Origin of the sequence: Guyparkeria halophila, from assembly GCF_034479635.1 — a bacterium.
Classification (GTDB): Bacteria; Pseudomonadota; Gammaproteobacteria; order Halothiobacillales; family Halothiobacillaceae; genus Guyparkeria; species Guyparkeria halophila.
The window spans coordinates 796,933-816,178 of the sequence record NZ_CP140153.1 but is presented as its reverse complement, the minus strand read 5'-3'; the positions used below and the strand labels follow the sequence as shown (position 1 = coordinate 816,178).

18 protein-coding genes are annotated in these 19,246 nt (G+C 64.9%); 4 read left to right on the top strand and 14 right to left on the bottom strand.

From position 1 onward, the window contains the following. Positions 1-51 precede the first annotated feature (51 nt). The 10 genes from rpsO to hrcA form a co-directional block, all read right to left on the bottom strand. The gene (gene rpsO, locus SR882_RS03800) at positions 52-321 is read right to left on the bottom strand and encodes a 30S ribosomal protein S15 (RefSeq protein ID WP_125198320.1); all 270 of its coding nucleotides are present in this window, start codon (positions 319-321) and stop codon (positions 52-54) included. A 109-nt stretch (positions 322-430) separates the two neighbouring features. After that, the gene (truB, locus tag SR882_RS03795; protein WP_322522021.1) at positions 431-1,354 is read right to left on the bottom strand and encodes a tRNA pseudouridine(55) synthase TruB; all 924 of its coding nucleotides are present in this window, start codon (positions 1,352-1,354) and stop codon (positions 431-433) included. An 18-nt stretch (positions 1,355-1,372) separates the two neighbouring features. Beyond that, entirely contained in the window at positions 1,373-1,807 is a 435-nt protein-coding gene (gene rbfA, locus SR882_RS03790; RefSeq protein WP_322522020.1) for a 30S ribosome-binding factor RbfA, read from the bottom strand. A 10-nt stretch (positions 1,808-1,817) separates the two neighbouring features. Then, entirely contained in the window at positions 1,818-4,445 is a 2,628-nt protein-coding gene (gene infB, locus SR882_RS03785; protein WP_322522019.1) for a translation initiation factor IF-2, read from the bottom strand. Positions 4,446-4,534: 89 nt separating this feature from the next. Next, positions 4,535-6,028 carry a transcription termination factor NusA gene (gene nusA / locus SR882_RS03780; RefSeq protein ID WP_322522018.1) on the bottom strand — a complete coding sequence of 498 codons (1,494 nt, stop codon included), beginning with the start codon at positions 6,026-6,028 and terminating at the stop codon, positions 4,535-4,537. 18 nt (positions 6,029-6,046) lie between these two features. Beyond that, the gene (locus SR882_RS03775; RefSeq protein ID WP_322522017.1) at positions 6,047-6,631 is read right to left on the bottom strand and encodes a ribosome maturation factor RimP; all 585 of its coding nucleotides are present in this window, start codon (positions 6,629-6,631) and stop codon (positions 6,047-6,049) included. A 236-nt stretch (positions 6,632-6,867) separates the two neighbouring features. Then, on the bottom strand, positions 6,868-8,016 hold the full coding sequence (gene dnaJ, locus SR882_RS03770) for a molecular chaperone DnaJ (protein ID WP_322522016.1): 1,149 nt from the start codon (positions 8,014-8,016) through the stop codon (positions 6,868-6,870). Between the two features lie 190 nt (positions 8,017-8,206). Then, entirely contained in the window at positions 8,207-10,132 is a 1,926-nt protein-coding gene (gene dnaK, locus SR882_RS03765; protein WP_322522015.1) for a molecular chaperone DnaK, read from the bottom strand. 149 nt (positions 10,133-10,281) lie between these two features. After that, on the bottom strand, positions 10,282-10,845 hold the full coding sequence (gene grpE, locus SR882_RS03760; RefSeq protein WP_322522014.1) for a nucleotide exchange factor GrpE: 564 nt from the start codon (positions 10,843-10,845) through the stop codon (positions 10,282-10,284). A gap of 159 nt (positions 10,846-11,004) precedes the next feature. After that, on the bottom strand, positions 11,005-12,054 hold the full coding sequence (gene hrcA, locus SR882_RS03755) for a heat-inducible transcriptional repressor HrcA (protein WP_322522013.1): 1,050 nt from the start codon (positions 12,052-12,054) through the stop codon (positions 11,005-11,007). A gap of 499 nt (positions 12,055-12,553) precedes the next feature. On the opposite strand from hrcA, the gene SR882_RS03750 reads away from it, so the two are divergent. The 3 genes from SR882_RS03750 (at position 12,554) to recN (ending at position 15,590) form a co-directional block, all read left to right on the top strand. Then, positions 12,554-12,880 carry a DMT family transporter gene (locus SR882_RS03750; protein WP_322522012.1) on the top strand — a complete coding sequence of 109 codons (327 nt, stop codon included), beginning with the start codon at positions 12,554-12,556 and terminating at the stop codon, positions 12,878-12,880. A 28-nt stretch (positions 12,881-12,908) separates the two neighbouring features. After that, entirely contained in the window at positions 12,909-13,826 is a 918-nt protein-coding gene (locus SR882_RS03745; RefSeq protein ID WP_322522011.1) for an NAD(+)/NADH kinase, read from the top strand. Between the two features lie 75 nt (positions 13,827-13,901). Further along, positions 13,902-15,590 (top strand): DNA repair protein RecN, encoded by a 1,689-nt coding sequence (recN, locus tag SR882_RS03740; protein ID WP_322522010.1) that lies wholly within the window; start codon positions 13,902-13,904, stop codon positions 15,588-15,590. A 93-nt stretch (positions 15,591-15,683) separates the two neighbouring features. Here recN and fur read toward each other — a convergent pair whose 3' ends face one another. Then, positions 15,684-16,100 (bottom strand): ferric iron uptake transcriptional regulator, encoded by a 417-nt coding sequence (gene fur / locus SR882_RS03735; RefSeq protein WP_322522009.1) that lies wholly within the window; start codon positions 16,098-16,100, stop codon positions 15,684-15,686. 191 nt (positions 16,101-16,291) lie between these two features. On the opposite strand from fur, the gene SR882_RS03730 reads away from it, so the two are divergent. Continuing rightward, positions 16,292-16,813 carry an outer membrane protein assembly factor BamE gene (locus tag SR882_RS03730; RefSeq protein ID WP_322522008.1) on the top strand — a complete coding sequence of 174 codons (522 nt, stop codon included), beginning with the start codon at positions 16,292-16,294 and terminating at the stop codon, positions 16,811-16,813. Between the two features lie 72 nt (positions 16,814-16,885). Here the strand turns inward: SR882_RS03730 and SR882_RS03725 are convergent, their stop codons facing one another. The 3 genes from SR882_RS03725 to SR882_RS03715 all read right to left on the bottom strand — a co-directional run bounded on the left by SR882_RS03725 (position 16,886) and on the right by SR882_RS03715 (position 19,161). Continuing rightward, positions 16,886-17,260: an RnfH family protein gene (locus SR882_RS03725; protein WP_322522007.1), complete on the bottom strand. Its 375-nt coding sequence runs from the start codon at positions 17,258-17,260 to the stop codon at positions 16,886-16,888. Next, positions 17,257-17,721 carry a type II toxin-antitoxin system RatA family toxin gene (locus SR882_RS03720; protein WP_322522006.1) on the bottom strand — a complete coding sequence of 155 codons (465 nt, stop codon included), beginning with the start codon at positions 17,719-17,721 and terminating at the stop codon, positions 17,257-17,259. Before SR882_RS03720 ends, SR882_RS03725 begins: the two co-directional genes overlap by 4 nt. Before the next feature lie 78 nt (positions 17,722-17,799). Then, the gene (locus SR882_RS03715; protein ID WP_322522005.1) at positions 17,800-19,161 is read right to left on the bottom strand and encodes a sodium-dependent transporter; all 1,362 of its coding nucleotides are present in this window, start codon (positions 19,159-19,161) and stop codon (positions 17,800-17,802) included. Positions 19,162-19,246: the final 85 nt, after the last annotated feature.

The following is a 19,246-nucleotide window of genomic DNA, read 5'->3' as shown; positions in this document are numbered from 1 at the left end:
AAACAAAAAACCCGCCGGCTTGCGGCGGGTTCCTAGTGTAACGGCAAGCGCTTACTTGCGCAGGCCCAGCTTCTTGATCAAGTCCTGGTAGCGAGTGAGGCTCTTGGACTTGAGGTAATCGAGCATCTTGCGACGCTGGTTGACCAGCTTGAGCAGGCCACGGCGGGAATGGTGATCCTGCTTGTGGGTCGCGAAGTGCTCGGTCAGGTGCGTGATCCGCTGGGTCAGCAGCGCAACCTGGACTTCCGGGGAACCGGTGTCGTTCGCGTCTTTGCCGAACTCGGCAACGATATCGGCGGTGGTCTTTTCGTTCAGGGACATGGACGTTCTCCTATCTGCCTGGGTGAAGCTTTGAAGTCCATCACGGGTCAGTGGCTCGGCCGATCACCTCGGCACCGTCCCGCAATGCGTTTGAGCGCTTGCGCGCTCCTTACAACGCCGCGAACAATCGTCGCGGCGCGGTTCGCCCGTCATCCAGCACTTCCCCCATACCCAGGAAGAGGTCGTCAGGTGCGTAGAGTCGAAACCACCCGGTTTGTGGCGCGTTGGGCACAAACACCGGATGACCATGGCGAATTGGTGTGACGCTGCCCGCATCCAGCACAACGGCCGGATAGGCGCCCAGCGCCGAATCGATCGGGAGGATAACACGGTCGAGGGACTCGATCCCGCCCTCGGCGGCGATCGCCTCGAGGTCCTCTAGCCGGTAAGTCGGCTGCTCGTCCATCGACCACGGACCCAGGCCGATGCGGCGCAGCTCGGTCACCACCGCGCCACAACCGATCGCCTCACCGATATCCTCGACCAGGGTGCGAATGTAGGCACCCTTGCTCGAATGCACGCGCAGCGTGAATTCGGTGCGCGAAAGCGATTCCAGCGTGATCTCGTGAAAATCGATGGGCCGCGCCTTGCGCTCGACCGTCTTGCCTTCGCGCGCCAGTTCGTACAGGCGCTTGCCCTCGTGCTTGAGGGCCGAGTACATCGGCGGCACCTGCTCGACGCGGCCGCGAAAGCGGCCTAGCACCGCCTCCATCGCGTCATTGTCGATGGCCGGCACCTCGCGCGTCTCGATCACCTCGCCCTCGAGATCGCCGCTGTCGGTCCGCGTGCCCAGCCGGCCGGTGACCCGGTAGGTCTTGTCGGCGTCGAGCAGCAATCCGGAGATACGTGTCGCCTGACCGAAGCAAACCGGCAACAGGCCGGAAGCCGCCGGGTCGAGACTGCCGGTGTGACCGGCCTTGGCGGCATCGAACAACCGCCGTACACGTTGCAGCGCCTGATTCGAGCTCAAGCCCAAGGGCTTGTCGAACAGGACGATGCCATTGATCTCGCGACCGCGACGCTTGCGTGCCATACGACGGACGGAACCGGCTTAACGCCGGTCGTCTTCCTCGGATTCGTCCCGATCGGCACCGTTCTCGTCGGTGCCTGCGTGCTCGGCATCGCCATCCTTGTCACGCACGGCACGAATCAGGGCATCCATCTGCATGCCCTGCTCGATCGAGTTGTCGAAGATGAAGGACAGCTGCGGGACGATGCGCAGGCGCATCCGGTGGCCCAATTCGCCCCGCAGGAAACCGGCCGCCTCGTTGAGCCATTGCTCGGCGATCGGCTGCTCGTCGGCGTTGAGCACGCTGTAGAAAATGCGTGCATGGGCGAGATCGCGAGAGACCTCGCAGTCCGTGACAGTCAGCATGGTCAAGGGCGCATTCGGCCCACTGTCCACGCCGGAATCACGGATCAACTCGGCGATCTCGCGCTTGATCTGGCCGGCCACTCGTTTGTGGCGCTGAAAACCCTGTGCCATAACGTCCGCCTTACAGGGTCCGTTGGACCTCGAAGCGCTCGAAGACCTCGATCTGGTCGCCGACCTTGACGTCGTTGTAGTTCTTCACGCCGATGCCGCACTCCATGCCGGAGCGGACTTCCTGGGCATCGTCCTTGAAGCGACGCAGCGACTCGAGTTCGCCTTCGTAGATGACGACATTGTCGCGCAGTACGCGGATCGGGTTGTTCCGTTTGACCACGCCCTCGGTGACCATGCAGCCGGCGATCGCGCCCAGCTTCGGCGAGCGGAACACGTCGCGCACCTCGGCCAGACCGACGAATTTCTCCTGGGTCTCGGTGCCCAGCAGGCCGGTCATGGCGGCCTTGACGTCATCAAGCATCTCGTAGATGACCGAGTAGTAGCGGATCTCGACATCCTGTTCGCCGGCCGTCTTGCGCGCAGCGGCATCGGCACGGACGTTGAAGCCGATCACGATCGCACTCGACGTGGCCGCGAGGTTGATGTCCGACTCGTTGATCCCGCCCACGCCGCTCATCAGGACGTTGACCTTGACGTCGTCGGTCGACAGCTTCTGCAGGCTGTCGCGGATGGCTTCGGCGGAGCCCTGCACGTCGGCCTTGACCAGCACGTTCAGTGACTCGACCTCGCCTTCCTTCATCTGGTCGAACAGGTTCTCGAGCTTGGCCGCCTGCTGGGCCGCCAGGCGCGAATCGCGCTGCTTGGCCTCGCGGAACTCGGCGATCTCGCGCGCCTTGCGCTCGTCCTCGATCACCACCAGCTCGTCACCGGCCTCCGGCGTACCGGAAAGACCCAGCACGACCACCGGGATGGACGGGCCGGCCGACTTGACCTGCTTGCCGTTCTCGTCGAGCAGCGCACGCACCCGGCCGTATTCCTTGCCCACGACCACGGTATCGCCCTTCTTGAGGGTGCCGCTCTGGACCAGGATGGTCGCGACCGGGCCCCGGCCCTTCTCGAGAGAAGACTCGACCACGGTACCGATGGCGTGACCCTCGACCGGCGCCTTGAGCTCCTGGAGCTCGGCCTGGAGGAGGATCGCCTCGAGCAGTTGATCGATCCCTTCACCGGTGTGTGCGGAGACATGCACGAACTGCGTGTCGCCACCCCATTCCTCGGAGATCACCTCTTCCTGCGAGAGCTCGGCACGCACCCGTTCCGGGTCGGCGCCTTCCTTGTCGATCTTGTTGACGGCCACCACCATCGGCACGTTGCCGGCACGAGCGTGATGGATCGCCTCTTTGGTCTGCGGCATGACACCGTCATCGGCGGCCACGACCAGCACGACCACATCGGTTGCACTCGCCCCACGGGCACGCATGGCGGTGAACGCCTCGTGGCCCGGGGTATCGAGGAACGTGACGGTGCCGCGCGGCGTGTCGACGTGATAGGCACCCACGTGCTGGGTGATGCCCCCGGCCTCGCCAGCGGTGACCTTGGCGCGACGGATATGGTCGAGCAGCGAGGTCTTGCCGTGGTCGACGTGACCCATGACGGTCACCACCGGCGGACGTGCCATGGCCTCGCCCTGCTCGACCTGCTCGAGCGCTTCGTCCTCGATCGCGGTCTCGGACTCGGCGTGCGGCGTATGCCCCATCTCCTCGACCACCAGGATCGCGGTGTCCTGATCGAGCACCTGGTTGATGGTGGCCATCACGCCCATGTTGAACAGGACCTTGACCACATCGACGCCCTTGACGGCCATGCGCTGGGCCAGTTCCTCGACCGAGATCGACTCGGGAACATTGACGTCGCGGACGACCGGGGCGGTCGGCTTCTCGAAGGTATGACGGGTGGCCACGGCGGTCTTGGACGCCGCGCCCTTCTTGCCTTTCTTGCGTCGACGGCCGGCGCCGGCACCCAGGTGCAGTTCTTCCCGGGCGCTCTCGCGGGCATGTCGACCCTTGCCGCCATGCTTGCCACGCTTGGGACGGCCTTCGTCGGCCGAGACCGGGATACCCGGCGCCTCTTCCGGCATCGCGACAATACGCAGACGGGACTTCTTCTTGCCGTCTTCCTTGTCTTCGCCCTCGTCACCGGTCGCTTCCTCGACGGGAGCGCTCTCCTCGGCCGCCGGCTCTTCAACCGGCGTTTCCTCAGCGGCAGGCTCGACCGGTTCGGCAGGGGCCTGCTCAGGCTCAGGCTCTGCCACCGGTTCGGCAGGCGACTCGTCGCGCTCGGCCGGCTCGACCTCGGCCGTCGTGCTGGGCGCCTCTTCGACCGACGGCGCGGCCTCGGCGGCCGGCTGCTCTTCCACCGGCGCCGCCTGGGTCACTTCCTCGACCGGCTGCTCGGCTTGCTCGGTCTCTTCGGTCGGCTCGACCTCGTCACGCGAGACATAGGTCTTGCGGCGCCGGTATTCGACCGCGACGGTCTTGCCGCCACGGCCACCGCCGCCGACCTTGATTTCCTGCTGGGAACGACGCTTGAGCGTGATCCGCGAGGAAGGCGACTTCGCCTCCCCTTCACCCGATGAGCGCGACTTACGCAGATGGGCCAGCAGCTTCATCTTGTCGTCGTCACTGACACTGGCATCCACGGAAGACGCCGAAACGCCCGCTTCAGCCAGTTGCTCAAGCAGCCGTTCGGGGGTGGCGCCTACCACTTTTGCCAAATCTTTAACCGTGACCTCGGACATTAACGACTCCTGTGGTCCTGCAAACTATCAAATAGAGATTTCACGCCTCGGCAACTGCCGATGGCGACGGGCCGGTCTTCGCCGACCAATTAGGCGAACCAGGGTGCGCGTGCGGCCATGATCAACCGCCCGGCAAGCTCCTCGTCCACGCCTTCGTATTCCGTCAACTCATCAATGGAGAGCTCGGCAACGTCTTCCGAGTCCTTGATGTTGTTCTCGCGCAGGTTGGCGGCCAGTTCGGCCGACATCCCGTCGAGCTCCTCGAGGGCCAGCGCCTCGCCGGAGGATTCGGTTTCTTCCTCGGCTTCGCCGCCACCGGCAATCGCCATGGTGAGCAAGGCATCGCGCGCCCGGTTGCGCAGTTCCTCGACGATGCCCTCGTCGAAGCCCTCAACCTCTAGCAGCTCCTCGGTGGGCACGTAGGCGATTTCCTCGATGGTGGTGAAACCGGCCTCGACCAGCACCTCGCCGACCTCCTGGTCGACGTCGAGCGCTTCCATGAACTGCTCGACGATCCGGCGCGTTTCGGTCTCGCCCTTCTCGATCGCCTGCTCTTCGCTCATGACGTTGATCTGCCAGCGCGTCAGCTGGCTGGCGAGGCGGACGTTCTGGCCACCGCGACCGATCGCCTTGGAGAGGTTCTCCTCGCTGACGGCCACGTCCATGCTGCCGGTGTCCTCGTCGACGACGATCGAGACGACCTCGGCCGGGGACATCGCGTTGATGACGAACTGGGCCGGGTTCTCGTCCCAGACGATGATATCAATCCGCTCACCGGAGAGCTCGTTGGTCACCGACTGGACACGGGAACCACGCATGCCGACGCAGGTGCCGACCGGGTCGATGCGCGGGTCGTTGGACAGCACCGCGATCTTGGCGCGCAGGCCCGGGTCGCGAGCGGCGTTGACGATCTCGATCAACCCCTGGGAGATCTCCGGCACCTCGAGCTTGAACAGCTCGATCAGGAATTCCGGCGCGGTACGCGAGACGAAGATCTGCGGGCCACGCGGCTCGTGGCGCACGTCGGTGACGTACCCCCGCAGGCGATCGCCGGGACGGACGGCCTCACGGCCGATCATCTCGTCGCGCGGGATCATCGCCTCGGCGTTGCCGCCCAGGTCCAGGATGACGTTGCCGCGATCGATGCGCTTGACCAGCCCCATGATCAGGGTGCCCTTGCGATCGATGTAGGCATCGACCACCTGGCGGCGCTCGGCCTCGCGCACCTTCTGCACGATCACCTGCTTGGCGGCCTGGGCGGCGATCCGGCCAAACTCGGCCGACTCGATCTCCTCCTCGATGTAATCCCCGAGCTGCACCTCCGGGTCGTCCATCTGGGCAGCTTCGAGAATCATTTCGCGCTCGGGATGCTCGGAGGTTTCACCCTCGACCACCAGCCAGCGACGGAAGGTGCGGTAGCTGCCGTCTTCGCGGTCGATCTCGACGCGCGTCTCGATGTCACCGCCGTGACGCTTGCGCGCCGCCTGGGCGAGCGCGGCCTCGATTGCCTCGAAGATCACGTCGCGATCGACGCCCTTCTCGTTGGAAACCGAATCGACGACAAAAAGGATTTCTTTGTTCATGTTGCTAGCCAGATCGCTCTATTTCCGCGCCGTGCGCTTCTTGCGCTTGTTGCGGCCACGCTTGGTGTTGTCGGCAAATTCATAGACAAGGTGGGCCTTCTCGGCTTCCTCGAAACGGAAAACCAAGTCACCCACCTCATCGACGAGGACCGTAATGTCCTCGCCATCGACGCCCTGAATGACGCCTTCGAACTTCTTCTGCTGCGCCACCGGCTTGTAAAGCCGCAGACGCACACGGTGCCCGACGAAACGGGCGAAATCCTCGGTACGGAACATCGGCCGTTCGACGCCCGGCGAGGAAACCTCGAGCCGGTACGCACCCGGGAACGGGTCTTCGACGTCGAGTTCGCCCGCCAGGGCTCGACTCACGTCGGCGCAGTGTTCGAGCGTCATCCCGTCCGGGTGGTCAATGTACACACGCAACAGCCCGGACGGGCCGCCGCGGAACTCGCCGCCGACCCACTCGAAACCGAGGTCCTCGACCACCGGTTTGAGCATGTCTTCGATCGCCGCCGGGATTCTCTGCACGTCTGCCTGCACCCTCTGGTGGTTATGCCCGCCCTTTTCGCAAGACCGGGAGCCGGGAAAATAAAAAAGCCCCATATGGGGCCCGGCATCACTCTTAAAGCCAATGTTCGCGGGAACCGGAATATAAAGACAACGCCCGCCAAAGTCAATCCGACACGGGGATGGACCACGGGTCGGCAGTCGATCCTATTCTCCGGCGTCACCCCTGTCGCCGGGAGGCTGGACAGGCCCCGCGACCCGCGCCGCGGTTCCGGCTCCACGAGCCTTTGCCCGGCACACGAGTCGCCCCGCCGCCGGCGACGCCTAGACGGTCAATCGCCTCGCAGATCGTCGAAGAACCGCTTGACCGAATCCAGGAACGAGTGCTGTCGCGGCCGATGCTTCTTGGCCACGCCTTCACCGCTGCCCAGCGACCGCTCGAAGGCCTCGAGGAGTTCGCGCTGTTCGTCGTTGAGCTTGACCGGCGTCTCGACATGCACGGTCACCAGCAGGTCGCCCTGGGTGCCGCCGCGAACAGGCCGGACGCCCTTACCACGCAGGCGGAACACCTTTTCGGTCTGGGTCTCGGCCGGAATCTTGAGACTGACCTTGCCGTCGAGCGTCGGCACCTCGATCTCACCACCAAGCGCGGCCGTGGTGAAGCTGATCGGCATGTCGCACAACAGGTCGGCATCGTCGCGCCGGAACAGCGGGTGGGGCTTGATGTCGATCAGGATGTAAAGATCGCCCGGCGGTCCGCCCTTCTCGCCGGGCGCGCCTTCGCCCGAATGGCGGATGCGGTCGCCGGTGTCGACCCCGGCCGGGATCTTGACCGAGAGCGTCTTCTGCGTCTCGATCCGGCCGGTGCCACCGCAATCGGTGCAGGGGTCCTCGATCTTCTGCCCCTCGCCACCACAGTCCGGGCAAGGCTGTTGGATGGAGAAGAAGCCTTGCTGGATGCGCACGGCGCCCTGGCCACCACAGGTCGAGCAGGTGGTCTTGCCGGTGCCCGGCTTGGCGCCGCTGCCGTCACAGGTCTCGCAGGGCTCGGTCGTCGGGATGCGGATCTCGACGGTGGTGCCGCGCACCGCCTCCTCGAGCGATAGCTTGAGGTTGTACTGCAGGTCGGCACCGCGCGAGGCGCCGCCCCGGGCGCGTCCACCGCCGAAGATATCGCCGAAGACGTCACCGAAGATATCGGCAAAGCCGGCACCGCCGCCGAAGCCGCCGCCACCGAAGCCGCCAGCACCCTGGCCGTCGACGCCGGCGTGACCGAACTGGTCGTAGGCCGAGCGCTTCTGCGGATCGGAGAGCACCTCGTAGGCCTCCTTGGCCTCCTTGAACAGCGTCTCGGCCTCTTCGTCGCCCGGGTTGCGATCCGGGTGATGCTTCATCGCCAGGCGGCGATAGGCCTTCTTCAGTTCGTCGGCCGAGGCATTCTTGCTGACCCCCAGCACCTCGTAGTAGTCACGTTTTGCCATGGTCGATCTCTAGGGCTGTCTTCGTTTTCGCCCGTCCGGCAGCGCCGCACGAGACTGAATACGGTGACAGGCCGCACCACAAAAGGGCCGACCCGTCTTGGAAATAGGTGTGCCACGCAACCGGATCGCGAGGCACAAAAAATCATCCACCCCGAAGGGCGGATGATCCGTTGGTCAGGATGTCGACGACTTACTTCTTGTCGTCGTCCTTGACCTCCTCGAACTCGGCGTCGACGACATCGTCGTCCTGCTTGGCCTGCTCGCCACCAGCAGCCTGCTCGGCGCCACCTTCCTGGCCGGCGCCCTGAGCCTTCTGCATCACCGTCGCGGAGGCCTGGGACAGGGCCTCGATCTTGGCATCGATCTCGGCCTTGTCGTCGCCCTTCATCGCCTCACGCAGCTCGGCGATCGCGTCCTCGACCGGCTTCTTGTCCTCGTCGGTCAGGGCCTCACCGGCATCGGTCATCGTCTTCTCGATGGTGTGGATGATGCCATCACCCTGGTTGCGTGCCTCGACCAGCTCCTTCTGCTTCTTGTCCTCGTCGGCGTGGGCGGCCGCATCCTGCACCATGCGCTCGACTTCTTCCTCGGACAGGCCGGAGCTGGCCTTGATCTCGATCTTCTGCTCGCGGCCGGTGCCCTTGTCCTTGGCCGAGACGTGCAGGATGCCGTTGGCATCGATATCGAGGGTGACCTCGATCTGCGGCTGACCACGCGGCGCCGGCGGGATCTCGGTGAGATCAAAGCGACCCAGCGACTTGTTACCGCTAGCCATTTCGCGCTCGCCCTGCAGGACGTGGACGGTCACGGCCGTCTGGTTGTCCTCGGCGGTCGAGAAGGTCTGGCTCGCCTTGGTCGGGATGGTGGTGTTCTTCTCGATCAGCTTGGTCATGACACCGCCCATCGTCTCGATACCCAGCGACAGCGGGGTGACGTCGAGCAGCAACACATCGTTGACGCCGCCGGAGAGCACGCCACCCTGGATCGCGGCACCCACGGCCACGGCCTCGTCCGGGTTGACGTCCTTGCGCGGGTCCTTGCCGAAGAACTCGGCGACGGTATCGCGGACCTTCGGCATACGGGTCTGGCCACCGACCAGGATCACGTCGTCAATGTCGGAGGCGGACACGCCGGCATCCTTGAGCGCCATCTTGCAGGGCTCGATGGTGCGCTTGACCAGCTCCTCGACCAGGGATTCGAGCTTGGCCCGGGTGATCTTGATGTTCATGTGCTTGGGACCGCTCTGATCCGCCGTGATGTACGGCAGGTTCACGTCGGTCTGCTCGGTCGAGGACAGCTCGATCTTGGCCTTCTCGGCGGCCTCCTTGAGGCGCTGCATGGCGAGCGCGTCGTTGGACAGGTCCACGCCCTGCTCTTTCTTGAACTCGTCGACCAGGTGGTCGATCAGGCGGTTGTCGAAATCTTCGCCGCCCAGGAAGGTGTCACCGTTGGTGGACATGACCTCGAACTGCTTCTCGCCATCGATATCCGCGACCTCGATGATGGAGATGTCGAAGGTACCGCCACCCAGGTCGTAGACCGCGATCTTGCGATCGCCGCCTTCCTTCTTGTCCATGCCGTAGGCCAGTGCCGCGGCCGTCGGCTCGTTGATGATGCGCTTGACCTCGAGGCCCGCGATCTGGCCGGCATCCTTGGTCGCCTGGCGCTGGCTGTCGTTGAAGTAGGCCGGCACGGTGATCACCGCCTCGGTCACTTCCTCACCCAGGTACGCCTCGACATCCTTCTTGATCTTCATCAGGATGCGGGCGGACACCTCCGGCGGCGCCATCTTCTTGCCGTTGGCCTCGACCCAGGCATCGCCATTGTCGGCCTTGACGATCTTGTAGGGCATCAACTTGATGTCCTTCTGGACCGCGTCTTCGTCAAAGTTACGGCCGATCAGTCGCTTGACCGCGTAGAGGGTGTTTTCCGGGTTGGTGACCGCCTGGCGCTTGGCCGGCTGGCCGACCAGGATCTCGCCGTCATTGGCGTAGGCAACCACCGACGGGGTGGTGCGTGCGCCTTCGGCGTTCTCGATGACCTTACCGGACTTGCCGTCCATGATCGCGACGCAGGAGTTGGTCGTCCCCAGGTCGATACCGATTACCTTACCCATAAATCATGTCTCCAGAGTTCTGTCGTGAATGCGAAATTCGGTTGGCGCGGCCCGCGGCCTCGAGGACCACCGGACCCGCCCTTGTGCTTGGACTTGCGGGCGAGCCGTGATTTTTCAAGCCACCCGCGGGAAATCCGGCCGCGAAACCCTTACTCGGGCTTCGAGACCACCACCATCGCCGGACGGACGACGCGGTCCTTGAGCAGGTACCCCTTCTGCATCACGTCGACGACGTGGTCCGGCTCGCCGTCGTGCGGCTGCAGGCTGATGGCCTGGTGGTGTTCGGGGTTGAAGCGCTCGCCGATCGGATGGACGGCCTGAACGCCGAACTTCTCCAGCGTCTGGATCAGCATCTTGAGGGTCATCTCGTCGCCCTCCTTGATCTTCTCCAGCGTGGCGTTCTCGTTCTCGGCCGCCTGGATACCCAGTTCGAGCGAATCGACCACCGGCAAGAGCCCCTCGACGAATCGTTCCAGCGCGAACTTGCGGGCCGACTCGATATCGCGCTCGGCGCGGTGACGCACGTTCTGCATCTCCGCGGCGATGCGCAGCAGCTCCTCGTCCTTCTCGGCCAGTTGCGCCTGGAGTTGCTCGACCTCGCCAAGCTCGCCTTGCTCGCCGGCATCGCCCGCCTGGGCCTGGTCGCCGTCCTCGACGTTCTGCTCCGGCTGTTCCTGGTTCATGTCGTCGTGATCGACCGGCTTGTCCGTCATCGAAGCTCTCCTGAAAAGCGTTTTGGTGTGTCTCGTGTGTCTCGGGAGCCGCCGATTGAGCCGACCGCTCCCTGCCGATGCCCGGACTCTTGGGGCATCCGCGATCTTTTCAAGGGGAAGGGGGCTGGCCGCTGCAAAGGGCGATGGGAGCGAAGAACCTTACTGGCGGGACAGGGCACTCGAAAGCAGGCGCGAGGTAACGTCGACGATCGAGATCACCCGGTCGTAGGGCATGCGCTTGGGACCGATCACGCCCAGCACGCCCACCACCTCGTCGTCGACGCCATAGGAGGCCCCCACCACCCCACATTCATCGAAGGTGGGCGAGCCCGACTCGCGGCCGATGAAGATCTTCACGCCCTGGGCACGCTCGCACTGATCGAGCAGGCTGACCAGTTCGCGTTTCTCGGCGAAGGCATTGAACAATCGCCGCATGCGATCGACATCGCCCAGCTCGTCGATACCCATCAGATTCACCTGGCCGGCCACCGCCACGCCGGCCTCGTCCTCGACCGCCTCGACGGCGGATTCGGCCAGGGTGATCGCCTCGGAAAGATTGCCCTCGATCTGCGCGCGCGTGCTCTTGAGTTCAGCCACCAGCGTCTCGCGCAATCCCTGGATGGATTGGCCGTTGAGCCGCTCGTTGAGGAAGTTGGCAAATCGGGTGAGCTCGTCCTGGCTGTAGCGCTTGTCGGGGTGGATGATGCGATTCTGCACCCCGCCGTCATTGGTGACCAGCACCATCAACACCCGGCCGGGCGAGAGCGAGACGAAGTCGATCTGGCGAAACAAGGCGCGGGCCCGCGACGGGATGGTGACCACCCCGGCAAACTGGGTCAGGCTCGAAAGCAGGTTGGAGGCGGTATCCGCCATCTGCTGCGGATCATCCTCGGCCGCCTCGCGCAGGATGCGCTCCAGGCGACGGGCATCCACCGGCGCCTTGCCGGGCGCGGTCAGCAACGAATCGACGAACAGGCGATACGCCAGCTCGGTGGGCACGCGTCCCGACGAGGTATGCGGCGCACGCACCAGCCCGAGATCCTCGAGATCGGCCATCACGTTGCGTACCGTCGCCGGGCTGAGGTTGAGATCGGACATGCGCGCGAGCGCACGCGACCCGATCGGCGCGCCCTCGTCGGTGTAGCGATCGATCAGCACCCGCAGCAGGGTCTGTGCCCGCTCGGGGAGTGCACTCCAGGCGTCAGTCATACGCGAATTTGAAAACCTCTGATTGGTTGGCGGCAATCGCGCGGGCCCGCTTACGCTTACAATGGGTTTCTAAACTAGCACTCGGCCAAGGAGAGTGCCAAGCGCGCCGCACGGCGGTCGGATTCAAACGCGGGTTCCTTTGCCAGGGAAGGTCTGCACGAATAGCCAATGCCTCTGGCTTACCGGCTTGTTAGCCATCACGGCGCCGATTCGAAGGCGGGCTCATTGCCCGGCGAGGATCGGCAACACCGAGGGCGGGCAAGCCGGCAAGCCCCGCAGGGCGGGCCGCCAGGCGACCATCTGCGGTGTTGCAGCGCTTGCCAATGACCACAGCCATAGGGCAGCGCACTGCGCCTTGCATCTGGACGCCTGGCGACCCGCAGAGGCGTTGGCTATTCGCGCAGACCTTCCTTAGACTGGGCCGCATTCCGCATCGCGGCGGCCGATCGCCGGCCCTCGACGGATGCGACCGAACCGTATTCGAGGATCACACCACGACATGAACGCTTGGCTCATCTTATTGGCCGCCGGCCTGTTGGAAATCGTCTGGGCAACCGGGCTGCGCTTTACCGACGGTTTTTCGCGTCTGCTGCCCACGGTGGCGGTACTCGCCCTCGCGTGGCTGAGCTTCTACCTGCTCGCCCTGGCCATGCGCGAGATTCCCATGGGCACCGCCTATGCGATCTGGACGGGCATCGGCGCGACCGGCGTGGCGATCCTGGGCATCCTCTGGTTCAAGGAACCGGCATCGCTCGCGCGACTCGGTTTCATCGCCATGATCGTGGCGGGCATCATCGGACTGAAGTGGTCCTCCGGCAATCATTGAGTCGTCAGGTAGAAAGAGCGCACACGCCATGAATCCTTCCTCCTCGTCAGCCAGCGAACAGCCCGACGGCACTCCCGCCTTCACGCGTCTGGGCATCATCGTCAAACCCAACGGCGGCGAGGCGCTGGCCGAGGTCTACCGCAACCTGATCGCGGTCGCCGAGGCCCACGACGTCGCCTGGGCGCTGGAGGAAGACGCCGAAAACCCGGCCCCGTCGATCACGGCGGCGCGCTTTTCGCGCGATCGGATCGATCGCGACCTGATCGTGGTGATCGGTGGCGACGGCACCATGCTCAACGCCGCGCGTTCGCTGTGCCTGCACGACGTGCCGATCCTGGGCGTCAACCTCGGCCGGCTGGGCTTTCTCGCCGACGTCAGCCCGGTCGAGGTGCAGCGGCACCTCTCGGCCATTCTCGAGGGCCGCTACTGCGAGGAACGCCGCTTTCTGCTGCAGGGCAGCCTGATGCGCAACGACACGCGCATCATGGAGTCGGTGGCGCTCAATGACATCACCTTCAAGATGCGCGACCCGGCCCGGATGGTCGAATTCGAGATGTGCATCGACGGCACGCTGGTCAACCAGCAGCGCTCCGATGGCGTGGTGGTGTGCACCCCAACCGGCTCGACGGCCTATGCCCTCTCGGCCGGTGGCCCGCTGATCGCCCCCGACCTCCACGCCGTGGGGATCGTCTCGATCTGCCCGCACACGCTCAGCTACCGACCCATCGTGGTCGATGCCCGCCACCTGATCGAGATCCGTCCGGTCGAAGGCTCGCGTGGCGGCGGTGTCGTCAGCTTCGACGGCCAGCTCAACCAGCCGCTGAAATGCGGCGACGTCCTCGCCATCTCCAAATACGAGCACGACATCCGGCTGATCCACCCGGTCGGTCACGACCATTACTCCCTGTTGCGTGACAAGCTCTGCTGGAGCGAACAGCGGTTCTGACCAATGACGCGTCGCGCCCCGGTCAAGCCAGTACCAAGGATCACGGAGCCACGGTAAAAGGAAACGCCCGCCATCATGCTGACTACCCTCTCGATCCGCCAGATCGCCCTGATCGATCAACTCGAGCTCGATTTCGCCGCCGGCATGACCGCGCTCACGGGCGAAACCGGCGCGGGCAAGTCGATCCTGATCGACGCGATCGGGCTGTTGCTGGGCGATCGGGCCAACATGAACCTGCTGCGCGCCGGCTGCGACCAGGGCGAGGTCACCGGCGAGTTCCTGTTGCCATTGGACAGCCCGGCGGCACGCTGGCTCGAGGAACAGGAACTGGGCGAGGAACCGGAAGGCGAGCAGCTGCCGCTGATCGTGCGCCGGCTCCTGTCCCGTGACGGGCGCTCCAAGGCCTGGATCAACGGCCGCCCCGTGCCGGGCCAGACCCTCAAGGGGATCGGGCGGCACCTGATCGACATCCACGGCCAGCACCAGAACCAGCGGCTGATGCAGGCCAAGACCCAGCTCGCCCTGCTGGATCATTTCTGCGACCTGAAGGGATCAGTCGACGAGATCGGCCGCCTGAGCCGCCAGATTCATGGCGACGAGGAACGTTTGGCCAGCCACCAGGCCGAACAGGCCTCGCGGGCCGACCGGCTCGCCTTCCTGGAATTCCAGCTCGAGGAAATCGAGCGAGTCGACCCGCAGCCCGACGAATTCAACCAGCTGCACGCCGAGCTCAAACGCCTCTCGAGGCTCGACGAGTGGCGGCAGGTACTGGCCGAGCAGATGGCCGCGCTGTTCGACGACGACGGCAACGCCCACGACCGCATCGGCGCCGCCGAACAGTCGCTCTCGCGGATCGCGGATCTCGACGAGTCGCTCGGTCCGGTCATCGAGACACTGCAGTCCGCCGAGATCCAGATCGCCGAGGCGGTCGACACCCTGCGTGACCGACTCGAATCGGCCGAGGCCGACCCCGAGCGTCTGGCCACCGTCGAGGCCCGGCTCGACACACTGCACGAACTGGCGCGCAAGCACCGTGTCGCGCCCGAGGCCTTCGAGCAGCACATCCGGGATCTGCGCGAGGAATACGAGCAACTCGAACAGGCGGGCAGCACGCTGGGCGAGGTCGAGGCGCGGCTGGCCGAGAATCGCACCGCCTACGACCGGCTTGCCGCCGAGGTCAGCAAGAAACGCCAGCGCGGCGCGAAGAAGCTGGCCGACCGTCTCAAGGCCTCGATCCGCGAGCTGGGCATGCCCAACGGCGAATTCGAGGTGCGGCTGACCAACCCCGGGACACTGGCCGAGCGCCGCGGCGAGCGCGGCATCGACGAGGTCGTCTTCCTGATCAGCGCCAACCGCGGCCAGCCGGTCGCCCCACTCGACCAGATCGCCTCGGGCGGCGAGCTGGCCCGCGTGAGCCTGGCGCTGAAAACGTTGACCGCCGGCGATGACCCGGTGGGCACGTTCATCTTCGACGAGGTCGATACCGGGATCGGCGGGGCCACCGCCGCGATCGTCGGCGCGCACCTGCGTGCACTGGGCGACTCGCGCCAGGTGCTATGCGTCACCCACCTGCCGCAGGTCGCCGCGCATGGCCACCACCAGGCACGGATCGAGAAGGACGAACAGGCCGACTCGACCCGCACCTGGGTGCGCGGCCTGGATGCCGACGAGCGCGTCGAGGAACTCGCGCGCATGCTGGGAGGCCGAGAGGTCACTGATCAGACACGGGCCCATGCCCGCGAACTGTTGGCCAGTTCGGCCTGATTACCTCCCCCAGCCCGGCACGCCGGGAGCAAAACGCGCGACGCCCGCCCGGAGAACCCGGGCGGGCGTCGTCATGTGGCGAGCGCGAGTCGCTTACTTCTTGCCGGTCGCCTTGCGACTGATGCCGTAGATCACCAGCGAGTAATCGGTCAGATCGAACTCGAATTCATCGGCGATCATGGCGATCCGCTCCTGGATGATCGGATCGTGGAATTCCTCCACCTGGCCGGTCTTCACGCAGACCAGGTGATCGTGATCGCCCTTGGAGATCAGCTCGAACACGGCCTTGCCGCCCTCGAACTGGTGACGCTTGAGTATGTCGGCGGTCTCGAACTGGGTCAGCACGCGGTAGACGGTCGCCAGACCGATCTCCTCGCCGCGGGCGAGCAATTCCTTGTAGACGTCCTCCGCACTCATGTGCCAGTCCTGATTCGCCTCGATGATCTCGAGGATCTTCACTCGTGGCAAAGTGACCTTCAGTCCGGCCTTCTTGAGTTCGCTGGAATCCAAAACTTCTGCCCTCGATTGCGTTCACTTGTCCGAATCTTTTCAGATTGTAACCGAAGATGCCGCCAGAACCGGAGCGCCACGTGGATATCGGTGTGCAACAATCCGCAGGCTGGCATCAACGGACAGACGGCGTATCATTGTGGCGCAGTCGAATGCCCATACAGACCATCAGGAACAGGTTTCCCAGGATCATGCAGCGCTCACTTCTCACGCTACCGCTCGTCGCCACCCTGCTAGCCGGCTGCTCGTCGGTTTACGTGCCCAGCTTCATCCAGGTCTACCAGCCGGATATCCAGCAGGGCAATATCTACGAGGAGGCGCAGATCGAGCGGCTGCGCGAGGGTATGCCCCAGTCCCAGGTGCGCTCGATCCTCGGCACGCCCAGCCTCAACGACATCTTCCACCAGGGCCAGCGTGACACCTACGTTTATTACGACAAGCGCGGCAAGCAGGAAGCCTTCCGCCACACGCTGGTCATCGAATACGACTCAACCGGCCGCGTGGATGCCATCCGCCGTGACGGCATGGAGCTGGCCGAGGCGCCGTCGATGAACAGCGCCGAGCTCCCCGACGAGGCCGAGGCCGCCTCGCCGAGCAACGCCCCGACGGGCCCGGCCCCGGGCGCTGGGGGCGGCGACAGCCCCTACGATCTGGAAACGCAGGACGACGGCCAGCCCCTGCCGCAGACACCGCCGGCCCAAGATCCGCTCTGATCACGGACCGCTAAAAAGCCGGCCGCCCGGTTTACCGGGCACTGGCAACCATTTCACGAAACGGCGAGAGGCCTACTCCGCCGGTTTTTTCGTGTCCGCAGATGCTTGATCCTGCTTGGGCGGTGCCGATTTTCGTCCAGCCCGAGCCTCATCCTTCTTGGCCCCATCCTTCCGGGCGCCATCCTCCTGCGCACGCTGACGACGCGCCGCCTTGGGATCGGCGATCAACGGGCGATAGATCTCGACGCGATCCCACTCGCGCAACGCCTGCGACAGTGGCGCGACCTTGGCGAACACACCCACCTTCTGGTTCGACAGGTCAATCTCGGGGAAGCGTTCCAGAATGCCGCTGAGACGAATCGCCTCTTCGACGCTCGCCCCCTCGGCCACATCCACCTCGAGAATCAGCTGCACGTCGGGGCGGGCGTAGGCCACTTCGGCCTTCACGCCCCGTCACCCCCGCCGGATGGCTCGCGTGGGTAGACCTCAAAGGCCCGCTTGCGGAAGGAGCCGACGAGATTCTTGACGATCTCGCGGAACACCGGGCCAATCGCGCGTTCCAGCAGCCGGTTGGAGAATTCGAAGCGCATGTCGAGCGTCACCCGCGACCCGCCATCGGGCAGGTCCTCGAAGCCCCAGAAACCATCGAGATGACGAAACGGTCCATCGACCAGGGTGACCACGATGCGCGAGCCCGGCTCGTTGTGATTGCGAGTCACGAAGGTCTTGCGGATCGCGCCCTTCTTCAGGGTGATGCTGGCCTCGACCTCGTCACCCGATGCCTGCAGGATGCGCGTCTGCTCGCACCAGGGAAGGAAGTCGGGATAGGCGTCGATGTCGTTGACCAGCGCGTACATCTGCAGCGCCGAAAACGGCACATCGACCTGTCGCTCGATGGTGGTGCTCATACCGGGGAAGGTCCGCCGTTTGGAGTGCTCAAAAGGGCATTCTAGCAAAGCCGCCGCATCACCCGGGCGACAGCCGAATCAGCCGAACACGCCCAACCCGTTCAGGAACACCAGTGCCACGCCCAGCGGGGCGACGATGGCCGCCAGCCACCACCACAAGCGGTAGCGCCAGCCGGTCAGACCCAGTTCCTCGGCGGAATCGGCGCGCGGCATCCGCCAGGCGGCGAAGAGTGCGATCAGCATGCCGCCGGCCGGCAGCAGGATGTTGGCGGTGGTGAATTCCAGCAGGCCGAAGACATTCTTGCCAAACAAGGTGAGATCACCGAGCAGGTTGAACGACAGGGCCGCCAGCACGCCCAGCGACCAGGTCGACAGGCCCACGGCGATCGCCGAATGCAGTCGGCGGATGCCGAATCGCTCCCAGAGGTAGGAGACCGCCGGCTCGACCAGCGAGATGGCCGAGGTCCAGGCGGCGATCGATACCAGCACGAACAGCACGATGGCGAGCCAATAGCCCCATTCCATCTGCCCGAGCGCCAACGGTAACGTCTGAAAGATCAGACCGGCACCCTGCTCGGGGCTCATGCCGTTGGAGAACACGATCGGGAAGATCACCATGCCGGCCAGCAGGGCGATACCGGTATCCAGCACGATGATCCAGATACCGGCCCGCACGATGGAGGTGCCCCGCGGCATATACGAGCCGTAGACCATGATCGCGCCCATGCCGAGACTCAGCGTAAAGAAGGCATGGCCTAGGGCGACCAGGAAGGTCTCGGCGGTCACCCGCGAGAAGTCCGGCGCGAACATGAATTCCATGGCGGGAGCGAACCCCGGGGTGCCGATGTTGTAGCCGAACAGCAGCACCAGGATCACGATCAGCAGCGGCATCATGATCCGCGTCGCCAGCTCCAGCCCGCCGCGCACGCCGCGCGCCACCACCGCCACGGTCATGACCATGGCAACCGTGTGCCAGAACAGCAGGGACCCCGGATTACCGACCAGGCCGTCGAACAGCCCCTTGATGGTATCCGGCGAGGCCCCGACGAAGGCACCGTTGGCGGCCTTCTCCACGTACGACAGCGCCCAGCCCATCACCACCGAGTAAAAGCTCAGGATGAGAAAGCCGGTGAGCACGCCCATCCAGCCGATCACCTGCCAGCCGCGACTCACACCGGCCTGGTCGGCGAGCTTGCCCATGCCGATGATCGGATTGGAGCGGGCGCGGCGCCCCAACATCACCTCGCTGATCAGGATCGGGGTCGCGACGATCAACAGGCAGGCGAGGTAGATCATCACGAACGCACCGCCACCGTTGTCGCCCATGATGTAGGGAAACTTCCAGATATTCCCCAGGCCGACGGCCGAACCGGCCGAGGCGAGGATGAAGGCCAACCGGCCACTCCATTCCGGGTGGTTCTCGAGATGCTGTGCGGACACCGGACTTCCTCTTCGGTTTGGACGGACGGCGTTCCCTGTCCGCGGGAACCGGGCGAATCGCTGAAAACTACCACCATGGCGCCGC

Excerpts from the sequence above, each read along its gene's own strand:
- rpsO (WP_125198320.1), bottom strand. The coding sequence starts at position 321 with ATGTCCCTGAACGAAAAGACCACCGCCGATATCGTTGCCGAGTTCGGC.
- truB (WP_322522021.1), bottom strand. The coding sequence starts at position 1,354 with ATGGCACGCAAGCGTCGCGGTCGCGAGATCAATGGCATCGTCCTGTTC.
- rbfA (WP_322522020.1), bottom strand. The coding sequence starts at position 1,807 with ATGGCACAGGGTTTTCAGCGCCACAAACGAGTGGCCGGCCAGATCAAG.
- infB (WP_322522019.1), bottom strand. The coding sequence starts at position 4,445 with ATGTCCGAGGTCACGGTTAAAGATTTGGCAAAAGTGGTAGGCGCCACC.
- nusA (WP_322522018.1), bottom strand. The coding sequence starts at position 6,028 with ATGAACAAAGAAATCCTTTTTGTCGTCGATTCGGTTTCCAACGAGAAG.
- SR882_RS03775 (WP_322522017.1), bottom strand. The coding sequence starts at position 6,631 with ATGGGGCTTTTTTATTTTCCCGGCTCCCGGTCTTGCGAAAAGGGCGGG.
- dnaJ (WP_322522016.1), bottom strand. The coding sequence starts at position 8,016 with ATGGCAAAACGTGACTACTACGAGGTGCTGGGGGTCAGCAAGAATGCC.
- dnaK (WP_322522015.1), bottom strand. The coding sequence starts at position 10,132 with ATGGGTAAGGTAATCGGTATCGACCTGGGGACGACCAACTCCTGCGTC.
- grpE (WP_322522014.1), bottom strand. The coding sequence starts at position 10,845 with ATGACGGACAAGCCGGTCGATCACGACGACATGAACCAGGAACAGCCG.
- hrcA (WP_322522013.1), bottom strand. The coding sequence starts at position 12,054 with ATGACTGACGCCTGGAGTGCACTCCCCGAGCGGGCACAGACCCTGCTG.
- SR882_RS03750 (WP_322522012.1), top strand. The coding sequence starts at position 12,554 with ATGAACGCTTGGCTCATCTTATTGGCCGCCGGCCTGTTGGAAATCGTC.
- SR882_RS03745 (WP_322522011.1), top strand. The coding sequence starts at position 12,909 with ATGAATCCTTCCTCCTCGTCAGCCAGCGAACAGCCCGACGGCACTCCC.
- recN (WP_322522010.1), top strand. The coding sequence starts at position 13,902 with ATGCTGACTACCCTCTCGATCCGCCAGATCGCCCTGATCGATCAACTC.
- SR882_RS03730 (WP_322522008.1), top strand. The coding sequence starts at position 16,292 with ATGCAGCGCTCACTTCTCACGCTACCGCTCGTCGCCACCCTGCTAGCC.
- SR882_RS03720 (WP_322522006.1), bottom strand. The coding sequence starts at position 17,721 with ATGAGCACCACCATCGAGCGACAGGTCGATGTGCCGTTTTCGGCGCTG.